The following is a 12,888-nucleotide window of genomic DNA, read 5'->3' on the forward strand; positions in this document are numbered from 1 at the left end:
TGACCCGTCATCGGGACGCAACCCGGCCCGCCAAGCCTGGACCGGTCAGCGGCCCAGCGGACCCAGCCGATGAGAGGTGCGTGCGAATGTGCGGTATCGGCGGCGAACTCCGCCTCGACGGGTCACCACCGGACCTGGCGGCCGTCGAGCGGATGCTCCCCGCGCTGGCCTCCCGGGGCCCGGACGGCGAGGGGCGGTGGCAGCACGGACCGGTGGCACTGGTGCACCGCCGGCTGCGCATCATCGACCTGTCCGACGCGGGGGCGCAGCCGATGGTCGACAGCGAGCTGGGTCTGGCCATGGTGTTCAACGGCTGCATCTACAACTACCGGGAGTTGCGCGACGAGCTGACCGCCGCCGGTTACGTCTTCCGGTCCACCTCGGACACCGAGGTGATCCTCAAGGCGTACCACAGGTGGGGGACCGCCTGCGTCGAACGGTTCTACGGGATGTTCGCGTTCGCAGTGGTCGAGGTGGCCACGCACACGGTGGTGCTGGCCCGGGACCGGCTCGGCATCAAGCCGCTCTACCTGGCCGAGGGGCCGGGCCGGGTGCGCTTCGCCTCGACGCTGCCGGCGTTGCTCGCCGCCGGTGACGTCGACACCGACCTCGACCCGGTGGCGCTGCACCACTACATGAGCTTCCACTCGGTGGTGCCGCCGCCCCGCACGATCCTCACCGGGGTCCGCAAGCTCCCGCCGGCCACCGTGCGGGTGATCACCTCGGACGGTCGGAGCACCGACACCACCTACTGGCGGCCGGAGTTCAACCGGGCCGCCGCTCCCGCCATGTCCGTCGACGAGTGGCAGGAACGGCTCATGGCCGCACTGCGCGCGGCCGTACGTCGGCGGATGGTCGCCGACGTGCCGGTCGGCGTGCTGCTCTCCGGTGGTCTCGACTCCAGCCTGATCGTCGCCCTGCTGGCCGAGCAGGGCCAGAGCGGCCTGGCCACCTTCAGCATCGGCTTCGAGGCGGCGGCGGGGGAGAGCGGCGACGAGTTCCACTACTCCGACCTGGTGGCCCGCCACTTCGACACCGACCACCAGCAGATCCGCATCGGCGCGCAGCGCTTCGTCCCCGCCGTGCACCAGGCCATCGCGGCGATGAGCGAGCCGATGGTCAGCCACGACTGCGTGGCGTTCCACCTGCTCTCCGAGGAGGTCTCGCAGCGGATCACCGTGGTGCAGTCCGGGCAGGGCGCGGACGAGATCCTGGCCGGCTACGACTGGTACCCGCCGATGGCCAACGTGGCCCGCGCGGACGCCGTCGAGGCGTACGCCCGGGTGTTCTTCGATCGTCGCCACGACGCGCTCGGCGGGCACCTGGCGCCCGAGTGGATGCTCGACCACGACGCCAGTCTGGAGTTCGTCGCCGCGCACTTCGGCGCGCCCGGCGCGGACACCGCGCTGGACGCGGCGCTGCGGTTGGACAGCCTGGTGATGCTGGTCGACGACCCGGTGAAGCGGGTCGACAACATGACGATGGCGTGGGGGTTGGAGGCCCGGGTGCCGTTCCTCGACCACGAGGTGGTCGAGCTGGCCGCCGCCTGCCCACCGGCGATGAAGCTCGCGCAGGGCGGCAAGGGTGTGCTGAAGGCGGCGAGCCGGGGCATCGTCCCGGACGAGGTGATCGACCGGCCCAAGGGTTACTTCCCGGTGCCCGCCATCCGGCACCTCGGCGGCCCGCTGCTCGACGACGTGCGGGACGCGCTGACCGCCCGGCCGGCGCGCGAGCGGGGTCTGTTCCGCAAGGACTACCTGGAGGAGTTGCTGGACGCGCCGAACGCCCGGCGGACCACGCTGGGCTCCAACGCGCTCTGGCAGCTCGGGCTGCTGGAGCTCTGGTTGCAGCGGATCGGGGTTTAGATGAGCGTACGGACCGAGGCGCCGCGCACCGCCCGGCGGGCCCGACCCGCGAGCCCTCGGCCGGTGTCGTCGCCGGTGGGTGCGGACTTCGCTCCCGCGCCGTCGCCGGACGGCCGCCGGGTGGCGTTCCTCTCCGACCGGGCGGGTACGCCCGGCGTCTGGGTCTGCGAGGTGGACGCGGGCACGCCCGTCGCGCTGCCCGTCGGCGACGAGCCGGTGCTCGCGCTGAGCTGGTCCCCGGACGGGCAGTGGCTGGCCTGCGTCGTCGCCCCCGGCGGTGCGCCCCGCACCGAGCTGTGGGTGCTGCGCCCGGACGGTACGCGACGCCGCCAGGTCGCCGGGTTCGGCCGGCGCAGCGCCACACTGGCCGGCTGGTTGCCCGGCGGCGCGCTGATGGCGGTCACCGAGACCGACGAGCGCGGGCGGGCCCTCCTGGTCGACGCGGCCACCGGACACCGGCGGGTGCTCGCCGAGGGTGAGCTGCTCACCCTCCTGGACGTCACCGCCGACGGCGGGGCGGCGCTGCTGCGTCGCGGCCCGCGTAACGCCCGCTGGCTGGAACTGCTCGACGTGGCCACCGGGGTTCGCCGGCGGCTGCTGCCGGACAGCGGGCGGGGCAGCACCGACCAGGGGTGGTTCGGCCCGGACAGCACGAGCGTGCTGGCCCGCACCGACGCGTACTCGGAGCTGGCCGCGCTGGTGCGGGTCGACCTGACCCGACCGGAGCAACCGCCGACCCGGCTCGCCGGGCGGCCGGACGCCGAACTGGAACACGTCACGCCGAGCGCGGACGGGCAGCGCGGCGCGCTGTTGTGGAACACCTACGGCGGGCGCAGCGAGCTGAGCCTGCTCGACTTCACCACCGGGGTGCAGCGGGCCGTCACCGCCCCCGGCGAGGTGCTCGGCGACGCCGTCTTCGCCGCCGACGGCGGCCTGCTCTGCCTCACCGCGCAGGGGCCGGTGCGGCCCCGCGAGGTGTGGCTGGTCGACCCGTCGACCGGGGCGTCGCGCCCGCTGCGGTCGGACACCGCCGCGCGTACCGACGACGCCGGTGTCGCGCCGCACCTTGTCGACCTGCGGGCCCGCGACGGGTTGCCGCTCTCCGGCTGGCTCTACCGCCCGGCCGGGCCGGGCCCCTGGCCCACCGCGATCAGCCTGCACGGTGGTCCGGAGGCGCAGGAGCGTCCCGGTTACCACCCGCTGTTCCAGGCCCTGGTGGCGCAGGGCGTCGCGGTGTTCGCGCCCAACGTGCGCGGCTCGTCCGGGTTCGGCCGTTCCTTCGTCGTCGCCGACAACCTCGCCGGCCGCTACGGCGCGATCGCCGACGTGGCGGCCTGCGCCGAATTCCTCGTCGACGCCGGTGTCGCCCGGCCCGGTCAGCTCGGCTGCCTGGGCCGCTCCTACGGCGGCTATCTGGTCCTGGCGGCACTGGTGAACTTCCCCGGGTTGTTCGCCGCCGGGGTCGCCGAGTGCGGCATCTCCGACTTCCACACCTTCTTTGCCGGCACCGAGCCGTGGATCGCCGCAGCCGCCGTCAGCAAGTACGGCGACCCGCGGCGGGACGCGGACCTGCTGCGCGACCTGTCGCCGATGACCCACATCGACCGGCTCGACGTGCCGGTGCTGCTCATCCACGGCGCCAACGACACCAACGTGCCGGCGGGCGAGTCGGCGCAGGTCGCCGAGGTGCTCGCCGCCCGGGGTGTGCCGTACGGGCACCTGGTGCTCGCCGGTGAGGGGCACGACTTCCTGAGCCGTGCCAACGCCGAGGCGGCCCGGACGGCCACCACCGCCTGGCTGACCCGGCATCTCGCCGCCACCGCGAGCGTGCTCGGCTGAGGCGTTATCCTGCGCCGGTGGAGGTCGCGGCGCAGGGCGAGCGGTTGGCCGCGGACCTGGGCCGCTGGTTGGCCGAGCTGACGTTCGTCGACCTGGACACCGACGAGGTCACCGCGCGGGTGATCGACGCGGTGGTGCGGTGGGCCGAGGGCCAGGGTTGGCGGGTCTACCGGCGCGCGCCCAGCGTGTTGCCGCTGCCACCGCCGCTTCAGCAGCGGCACTCGGTGCTCGACGTGGCGTGCGCCCGCCCGGACGGCCCGCCCGTGGTGGTGGAGGTCGACCACACCGACCGGGCCCGCACCGTGCAGAAGTTGCGCGCGGAGGCGGACGCCGGCCGGATCCCGATCTGGGTGCGGTGGGGCGTCGGGCGGTTCGCCGTACCGCCACCGCCGGTGCGGATGGTGACTGTCGAGGTGACCCGCCGCGCCGGGCCGGCCGGGCGTGGGCGGCTGCACAGCCGCGTCGGCGACCGTCCCGCCCCGGCCCACTCGACCGGCGGCGGCGCGGTGACCCCGCAGGCGTTGCCGATCCCGCTGACCGACCCGCTTCCGGACCCGCCGTCGGGCCCGCTGTCAGGCCCGTCGTCGGGCCCGCTCCCGGACCCGCGAAAGGGCACCTGAAGCGAATCGTAAGCGGTCGCCGGCAGAGTTCTGGGTGTCACCGGAGAGCACGACCGACACCCAGGAGAAACCGATGCGCAAGCTCATCAACTCGACCTACATCACCCTCGACGGCGTCATCGAGAACCCGATGTGGACCGGGCCGTACTTCGACGAGGAGGCCATGAGCCTCGCCGGAGCGCAGACCGACGAGGCGGACGCGATGCTGATGGGCCGGGCAACCTACGACGGCATGTCCGTGGCCTGGCCGAACATGGACGAGAGCGACCCGACCACGGGCGCGGCGTACTTCAACAACGTCAAGAAGTACGTCGCCTCCACCACCCTGACCAACCCCACCTGGAACAACACGGAGGTGCTCCAGGGCGATCTGGTCGCGGCGGTCACCGCGCTCAAGGCCCAGGAGGGCAAGAACATCATCCAGTACGGCTTCGGCTCGGTCACCGCCCAGCTGATCCGGGCCGGTCTGGTGGACGAGGTCCGGTTCTGGATCCACCCCGTGCTGGAGGGTGCCGCCAGCGTGACCGTGCCGCTGACCGACTTCAAGGCGTCGTTCGACCTGGTCGACACCCGGGTGCACAAGAGCGGCGTGATCGTCGCCTCGTACCAGCCGAAGCGCTGAGCACCGGTCAGAGCTGAGCCCGGGCCTCGCCCGGGCTCAGCTTCGCGCCCTCGGCGACCAGCGCGTCGAAGCGTTCCCGACCGAGCGCGGCGCGCACCCGATCGGTCACCCGCTCGATCTCGTCGCGTTCGGCCGGGGCGGGCGGAGCCTGCGTGGCGAGCCGCGCCGCGGCGGCCGCGCCGAGCAACCGGGCGGCGGCCTCCGGCGCCCGCACCGCCGACGCCATCCCCTCCAGGGCATAGCTCGCGTCGCGGGGCGCGGCCATCGCCTCAGCGACCTCGAACGCCTCGACGTGCAGGGCCAGCGCGGCGTCCGGGTCGCCGCCCTGCTCGACCGCGTGGCCCAGCTCGACCAGGACCGGCGGCAGGTACAGCGCCGGCTGGGCCTCGGCCCGGCCCCGCTCGACGAGGTTGGTGAGGTGGGTGACGGCCAGATCGAGCTTGCCGTCGCGGCGGGCGGCCAGCCCGAGGCTCATCTCGGCGAAGACCAGCGCGCTGGGGGAGTCCTGCTCCCGCGCCAGCCGGTACGCGCGTTCGGCCAACTCCCTGGCCTGCGGGTAGTCGCGGGTCTGCACCGCCAGCCACGCCAGCCAGGACAGCTCGGTGCCGACCTGCGGCCACAGCCCCAGCTCCTCGGCCCAGCGCAGCCCGTCGCGGTGCAGTGCGGCGGCGCGGTCGTGCTCGCCGCGCATCTCCGCCAACGCGCCCACCCACCCGGTCGCCTGAAGTTGCCCCCACCGGTCGCCGAGGTCGGCGAAGAGCGCGGCGCTGCGGGTCGCCGCCCGCTCCAGCGCCGCCTGGTCGCCCAGCACGTGCGCGATCTTGGCTTGGGTGGTGAGCACCGCGGCCCCGGTCCACGCGTCGGCGGGGGTGGGCAACAGCTCCGCCGCCAGGGCCAGGTCACTGTGGTCGGTCACCGCGTTGGCCGCGAACCAGGCGCCCCGCCCGTCCGGGTCGCCGGCGACCGCGGCGCGCACCTGCGCCGGCGCGACGGCGTCGCCCCGCAACAGCGCGAAGCCCACCCGCCAGGCCGCCGCGCGGGCTTCCTGCGCCAGCTCGCCGCGCATCGACAGGGCACGCCGTGCCTCGGTGAGCCGGCCACGCAGAAACCAGTACCAGCTCAGTGCGACGGCCAGCCGCAGCCCGCCACCGTGGCCCAGCGCGGCACGCAGGTTCGCCGTCTCGGCGTCCAGCTCTGCCAGCCAGCGCCGCTGCTCGGCCCCGCGCAGCCCGGGGTCGGCGCGCTCGGCCAGCTCGGTGTAGTAGGCGGCGTGCCGGGCGCGTACCTCGTCGGCGTCGCTCAGGCGTTCCAGGCAGAACGCGGCCACCGATTCGAGCAGCCGGTAGCGCGGGGCCGCGCCGGAGTCGTCGAGCACCACCAGCGATCGGTCCACCAGTCGGGCCAGGGTGTCCAGGTCGGTGCGGCAGACGTGTTCGGCGGCGTGCGGGGTGCACCCGTCCGGAAACACCGCCAGTCGGGCCAGCACCATCCGGTCGGTCTCGTCCAGCAGGTCCCAGCTCCAGGCGATCACCGCGGTGAGCGTCCGCTGTCGGGGTGGCACGTCCCGCTGCGCGGTGGTGAGCAGCCGGAACCGGTCGTCGAGCCGGTCCACCACCCCGCGCACGCCCAGCGCACGCACCCGGGTCGCGGCCAGTTCCAGCGCCAGCGGGAGGCCGTCGAGGCGACGGCAGAGCTGGGCCACGGCCGCCGCGCTCTGCCCGTCGAGGCGGAAACCGCGCTGCTGCGCGGCGGCGCGGGCGACGAACAACCGGGCCGCCGCCGAGCGCCGGACCGTGTCCAGGTCACCGTCGTCCGGCACGGGCAGCGGGGGTACCTCCCAGAGCTGCTCACCGGTCAGCCCGAGTGGCTCCCTGCTGGTGGCCAGCACGCTCACCCCGGGCACGTCGCGCAGCAGCCGGGCGACCAGCTCGGCGACCGGCTCGATGACGTGCTCGCAGTTGTCCAGCACGAGCAGCAGCTGCCGGTGCCGCAGGGCGCTGACCACCCGGTCGGCGGGGGACAGGCTCGTGCCGGCGGCCTCGTAGCCGCCCAGCGCGCCGAGCACCTGTTCGGCGACCCGGGCGTCACCGGCCGGCAGCGGCGCCAACTCGACCAGCTGGACGCCGTCCGGAAAGGACCGCGCGCGGGCCGTCTCGGTGGCCAGGCGGGTCTTGCCGACGCCACCCGGGCCGACCAGCGTGACCAGCCGCTGCCGGGACAGCAGCGCCCGCAGCTCGGCCAACGCCTCGGCCCGACCGACCAACTCGTCGAGCTGGGCCGGCAGGCTGTTCCGGATGATCGCCGCCTTGGGTGGGGCGCTGAGGCCGGCGTCCTGTTCGAGGATTCTGCGGTGCAGGGCGACCAGCTCCGGGCCGGGGTCGAGGCCCAACTCCTCCGCGAGGCGTTCGCGCAGGTCGGCGTAGCTGTCCAACGCCTCGGACTGGCGGCCCGCCGCGTACAACGCGCGCAGCTGCACCGCCCGCAGCCCCTCGCGCAGCGGATGGCGGGCGACCAGCTCGGTCAGGTCCGCGGCCACCAGGTCGTGCTCGCCCCGGGCCAGCCGGGCCTGCGCCAACCGCTCCTGCACGACGAGACGTTGCTCGGCGAGCCGGGCCGCCTCGGCACTGGCGAAAGCGGCGTCGGCCACGTCGGCGTACGCCTCGCCGCGCCACAGTGCCAGCGCCTCGGTCAGCCGCTCGACATCGGTGCTGCGGCTCAGGTCGACGAACCGATCCGCGTCGACGGCGTCGGCCCGCAGCAGGTAGCCGGGTGGCCGGGACTCGACCAGCTCACGGGCGCCCGGCTCGGCGTCGTTGAGCGCCTTACGCAGCTGCGACACCCGCACCTGGAGGGCGCCGGCCGGGTTGGCGGGGGAGTCGTCACCCCACAGGTCGTCGATGAGGCGGTCCGCCGAGACCACCTGGTTGCGGTTGGCCAGCAGGTCGGCCAGCAACGCCCGTACCTTCGTGCCGGGCACCACCACCGGCTCGCCGGCGTCGGTGGTCACGGCGAGCGGCCCGAGCACCCCGAACTGCACGGCGGTCATCTTAGGGCCTTGCCGGGCGCCGTCCGGGCCCGCCGCAGGCCGGCCAGGGGCTTCGACACCGGCACCGACGCCGGTAAGGCGACCTGAAGTCGACCGTAAGCGCGCGGGCGCACGGTGTGGGCATGGACATCTACCACGAGACGCATGGCAATGGTGAGGGTCGCCCGCTGGTGCTGATCCACGGGGCGCTCTCCGGCATCGGTACGTCGTTCGGCACGATCCTGCCGTCGCTGGCGAAGACCCGGCGGGTGATCGCCGTCGAGTTGCAGGCCCACTGCCACACCCCCGACGTGGACCGTCCGCTGACCGTGGAGCACTTCGCCGCCGACGTCGTCGAGTTGCTCGACCGGTTGGGCATCGGGCGGGCGGACGTGTTCGGCTGGAGCATGGGCGCGGCGGTGGCGCTGCGCCTCGGCACCCACCACGCCGACCGGGTGGGCCGCCTCGTGCTCGCCTCGGTGAGTTTCGACGAGGACGGCCTGCACCCCGGGCTGCTCGACGGGATCCAGGACCTGCAACCGGAGCACCTGCACGGCTCGGAGTTCCACGAGGAGTATTTGCGCACCGCTCCGGACCCGGCGGGTTGGGCCACCCTGGTCACGAAGATGAAGGTGCTGGACGCGAACCTGCCCCGGTGGACGCCCGAGCAGATCCGCGCGCTGGCCGCACCCACCATGATCGTGCTGGGCGACGCGGACATCGTCCAACCCGAGCACGCGGTGCACATGTTCCGGCTGCTCGGCGGCGCGGTGCCCGGCGACCTGACCGGCCTGCCGGCCTGCCGGCTGGCCATCCTGCCCGGCACCACCCACACCACGATCCCGCAGCGCGCCGACTGGCTGGCCCCGATGATCGACGAGTTCCTGACCTGACCGACCCCGATTCGCGATCGTGCACTTTCTGCGGTGACACAAGGCATGGAAGCCGCGTTACGGCAGCACAAAGTGCACGATCGTCGGAAGGTTACCGGGGGTCCTGCTCGGATCGGCGGCGGACCGCCGCGAGCAGGCGGCGTACGCCGAGCACGTGGCCGCCCGAGGCCAGCAGGATCTGCCGATACAGGCCGCCGGCCAGGCCGGGGAAGACGGCGCGTGACTCGGCGCGCAGACGTGACCGGGTCGGACCGTCGGCGTCGAGGCGGAAGATCAGCGCGTACGTCGAGAACCGGTGGCTGCCCCGCAGGGCCAGCTCCTGACCGGGGATCGCGGTGGCGACGTGGAATCCGGGCAGTGTCGAGCCCTCGGTGAGAGGTCGGGGCCCGGACATGACGGGGTCGGCGGCACGCACCAGGCGGGCGTACCCGCTCGCGCCGAACCGCGAGAAGGACCGCTGCACGACGTCGATCAGGTGGGGCCAGACCCGGTCGGGCCCGGCGTTGATGATCGTGGTGTGTTCGTCCAGGTGGGGCAGTGGGTCGATCGGCATCGGCACCTCCCAGGTCGCCTGTCATCCTCCTCCGCCCGGTGCGAAGTTCGCCGTCCCGGTCATGGCGGCCGGCCGAATTAACGGGTAGAAACATGTCGACCCCTTCGGCGCGCGACCCGTTCTCGGCCGCTGTGGTCAGAGAGCGCTCTCACGCCGCCCCAGCTGCGCCGGACGAGACGGTCCGGTCAGCGGAGAGGACGAACCACATGACAAGCCCGTCCCGACGTACCCTCACCCTTGCCCTGGTGGTGACCGCCGCCGTCACCATGTCCAGCACCGCCGCCACCGCCGGCCGCCCGACGCACGGCGCGCCCGACTTCGGCCCGAACGTGACGATCTTCGACCCGTCCATGCCGGTCGGCCAGATCCAGCAGACCCTCGACGCCGCGCACGCCCGGCAGGTCGACAACGAGATGGGTAGCGAGCGGCACGCCTACCTGTTCAAGCCGGGCACGTACGGCACCGCCGCGCAACCGTTGCAGGCCAGGGTCGGCTACTACACCGAGGTGTCCGGCCTGGGCGCCTCGCCCACCGACGTGGCCATCACCGGCAAACTCGAGGTCTACAACCGCTGCCTGGCCGACGGCGGCACCGGCAACTGCCTGGCGCTGGTGAACTTCTGGCGCACCCTGTCCAACCTCTCGCTCACCATCAACGCGGCCGGCCAGGACGACTGTCGGTCGTCGGCGAACTTCTGGGCGGTGTCCCAGGCGGTGTCGATGCGCCGGCTGAACATCGGCGGTGGTGGTCTGTCGCTGATGGACTACTGCACGGCAGGTCCGCAGTACGCCAGCGGCGGCTTCATCGCCGACTCGCGGCTGCCCGCCACCACCAACGGCTCCCAGCAGCAGTGGCTCACCCGCAACAGCGAGGTCGCGGGCTGGTCCAACGCGGTGTGGAACCAGGTGTTCGCCGGTGTCGAGGGCGCGCCGGACGACGCCAGCTTCCCCGACCCGCCGTACACCACGCTGGAGACCACCCCGCTCAGCCGGGAGAAGCCCTACCTCTTCGTCGACGGCAAGGGCCGCTACCAGGTGCGGGTGCCCGCCGCTCAGCGGGACAGCCGGGGCGTCTCCTGGGCCGACGGCATGACGCCGGGGCGGACCATCGGGATCGGCGACTTCTTCATCGCCAAGCCCTCCGACCCGGTGCGGGTCATCAACAGCCAGTTGGCCCGGGGCAAGCACCTGCTGCTCACCCCCGGCACGTACGACATCGCGCGCAGCATCGAGGTCCGGCGTCCGGACACCGTGGTGCTCGGGATCGGGCACGCCACGCTCACCGCCGTGAACGGCACGATCCCGCTGGACGTGGCCGGTGTGCCCGGGGTGATCGTCGCCGGTGTCACGATCGACGCCGGCACCGTCGAGTCGCCGGTCCTGCTGCGGGTCGGACGCCAGCACGGCCACAACGCGAGCAGCCCGCACAACCCGACCACGCTCTCCGACGTGTACTTCCGGGTCGGCGGTCCGCACATCGGACGGACGAACACCGCGCTGGAGGTCAACAGCGACAACGTGCTCATCGACCACACCTGGGTGTGGCGCGGCGATCACGGCGTCGAGGGCTTCACCGAGGGCGTCAACGGTGACACCGACCGCTGGCGGACCAACACCGGTCGCTACGGGGCCGTCATCAACGGCGACCGGGTGACCGCTACCGGGCTGTTCGTCGAGCACTTCCAGCGGTACAACACGGTCTGGAACGGCGAGCACGGCACCACGATCCTCTACCAGAACGAGCTGCCGTACGACCCGCCGACGCAGGCCGACTGGATGAACGGCCCGGTCGAGGGCTGGGCCGGGTACAAGGTCGGTGACCGGGTGCGTCACCACACCCTGTACGGCGGCGGGGTGTACGTCTTCAACCAGAACAACCCGTCGATCCACACCGAGAACGGTTTCGAGGTCCCGAACCGGCCGGGGGTGCGACTGCACCACATCATGACCGTCAACCTCAGCGCCGGCACGATCGACCACGTGGTCAACGGCGTCGGCGACGCGGCTGACACGACTCGTGTCGGCGCCCCGGTCTACCTGAGCCAGTACCCGAGCCCGTAGCGGGGATCCGGGCGTAACGACGGTGCCGGAGCCGGTCTCGGCTCCGGCGCCGTCTCGACAAGCAGCCATCGACGCACAGGCCGCGCAAATTACTAGCGTCACCGGCGACGTGCAGCTGATTGGCGCAAAACTGACCTCAAGGGACCGAATCTCGGGTATCCACCCGGGACATTGGGCTAAGTGTCCGTTTGGTAGCTGTTGGGTGGGTTACGGTCGGCCGGTTGCAGCTGCGGGCCGACCGTTCCGTCGTTCCAAGGAGTTCCTCATGGACCTGCCCGTCACCGCCGTCGGTGTCGATTCGCCGACGGGCCTGGTGCCCCGGCGCGTGCTGGTCACCGGAGGCGCCGGCTTCATCGGCAGCCACGTGGTCGCCCGGCTGATGCTGATGGGCAGCCAGGTCCGGGTGCTCGACAACTTCTCCACCGGCCGGATCGAGAACCTGGCCGACGCCGTGTGCGGCGGGTTGACCGAGGCGGACGTCATCTCCGGTGACATCCGCGCGTCGGAGGGTGTCGAGGTCATCCACGAGTGGCAGCCGGACGTGGTGGTGCACCTCGCCGCGCAGCCGAGCCTTCCCACGGCCCGTCGTGCACCGCTGTACGACGCCGACGTCAACGTGTTCGGCACCGTCAACGTGCTGGACGCTTGCGCCCGCAGCGGCGTACGGCTGATCGTCAACGCGACCAGCAGCGACATCTTCGGCAGCGTCGCCGCGGACGAGTTGCCGGTGCGCGAGGACCACCCGATCGCGCCGGTGAGCCCGTACGGCGTCAGCAAGGCCGTCGGCGTGCACTACCTCGACTGGTACGGACGTCAGCACGGCCTGTCGTACACCTCGATGGTGTTGGGCAATGTCTACGGGCCCCGGCAGGAGGGCGGCGACTGCGGTGTGGTGTCCCTGATGGTCGACGCGCTGCTCGGGGGCCGGCAGGCGGTCATCCACGGCGACGGTACGCAGACCCGGGACTTCGTCTACGTCGGCGATGTCGCCGAGGCGATCGCGCTCGCCTGTCACCACGACGGGGTGGGGACTGTCAACATCGCCTCGGGACGGCAGACCAGCGTCAACGAGGTGTACGACACGGTCCGCGAGGCGTTCGGCGTCGACGAGGTGGCCCGTTACGAGCCGTTGCCCTGGTGGGGTGAGGTCCGCGACATGGCGCTGGACACCCGCCGGGCGCGCGAGCTGCTCGGCTGGCACCCCACTGTCGGCTTCACCGAGGGCGTCCGGATGACGGTGCGCGAAGCGCGCCGGCGCCAGACCGGCAGCCAGATCCTGTCCCCGGCGTGGGCGCTCAGTCGCTGACAGTCCAGCGCGTATTTCCCGTCATCTGATCGGGAATTTCATCGAACAGTCTCACTCTTGCGGTGCGGCATCCACTGCTGCCACGATGACCGTCAATGCCTTCCG

Annotated in this window: 9 protein-coding genes; 7 read left to right on the forward strand and 2 right to left on the reverse strand. The window is 72.6% G+C overall.

The features are described 5' to 3' along the window. Nucleotides 1-86: 86 nt before the first annotated feature. The 4 genes from QCZ28_RS22190 (at nt 87) to QCZ28_RS22205 (ending at nt 4,946) form a co-directional block, all read left to right on the forward strand. Nucleotides 87-1,865: an N-acetylglutaminylglutamine amidotransferase gene (locus tag QCZ28_RS22190; RefSeq protein WP_279518454.1), complete on the forward strand. Its 1,779-nt coding sequence runs from the start codon at nt 87-89 to the stop codon at nt 1,863-1,865. Beyond that, a complete protein-coding gene (locus tag QCZ28_RS22195) occupies nt 1,866-3,704 on the forward strand; it encodes a prolyl oligopeptidase family serine peptidase (RefSeq protein WP_279518455.1) in 1,839 nt (612 codons plus the stop codon). It abuts the gene before it with no gap. A 17-nt stretch (nt 3,705-3,721) separates the two neighbouring features. After that, on the forward strand, nt 3,722-4,324 hold the full coding sequence (locus tag QCZ28_RS22200; protein WP_279518456.1) for a hypothetical protein: 603 nt from the start codon (nt 3,722-3,724) through the stop codon (nt 4,322-4,324). A 73-nt stretch (nt 4,325-4,397) separates the two neighbouring features. Further along, entirely contained in the window at nt 4,398-4,946 is a 549-nt protein-coding gene (locus QCZ28_RS22205) for a dihydrofolate reductase family protein (protein WP_210862741.1), read from the forward strand. A 7-nt stretch (nt 4,947-4,953) separates the two neighbouring features. Here QCZ28_RS22205 and QCZ28_RS22210 read toward each other — a convergent pair whose 3' ends face one another. Further along, a complete protein-coding gene (locus QCZ28_RS22210; RefSeq protein WP_279518457.1) occupies nt 4,954-7,992 on the reverse strand; it encodes a BTAD domain-containing putative transcriptional regulator in 3,039 nt (1,012 codons plus the stop codon). A gap of 122 nt (nt 7,993-8,114) precedes the next feature. Between QCZ28_RS22210 and QCZ28_RS22215 the strand changes: the two genes are divergently transcribed. Beyond that, nucleotides 8,115-8,864: an alpha/beta hydrolase gene (locus tag QCZ28_RS22215; protein WP_279518458.1), complete on the forward strand. Its 750-nt coding sequence runs from the start codon at nt 8,115-8,117 to the stop codon at nt 8,862-8,864. A 91-nt stretch (nt 8,865-8,955) separates the two neighbouring features. Here the strand turns inward: QCZ28_RS22215 and QCZ28_RS22220 are convergent, their stop codons facing one another. Then, nucleotides 8,956-9,417, reverse strand: coding sequence for a hypothetical protein (locus QCZ28_RS22220; RefSeq protein ID WP_279518459.1), 462 nt, complete (start codon nt 9,415-9,417; stop codon nt 8,956-8,958). Nucleotides 9,418-9,623: 206 nt separating this feature from the next. On the opposite strand from QCZ28_RS22220, the gene QCZ28_RS22225 reads away from it, so the two are divergent. Next, on the forward strand, nt 9,624-11,477 hold the full coding sequence (locus QCZ28_RS22225) for an adenylyl cyclase (RefSeq protein WP_279518460.1): 1,854 nt from the start codon (nt 9,624-9,626) through the stop codon (nt 11,475-11,477). Nucleotides 11,478-11,742: 265 nt separating this feature from the next. Next, nucleotides 11,743-12,783 (forward strand): GDP-mannose 4,6-dehydratase, encoded by a 1,041-nt coding sequence (locus tag QCZ28_RS22230; protein WP_279518461.1) that lies wholly within the window; start codon nt 11,743-11,745, stop codon nt 12,781-12,783. The last annotated feature ends 105 nt before the right edge of the window (nt 12,784-12,888 follow it).

Source organism: Micromonospora sp. DH14 (assembly GCF_029809455.1).
Lineage (GTDB): Bacteria > Actinomycetota > Actinomycetes > Mycobacteriales > Micromonosporaceae > Micromonospora > Micromonospora parva.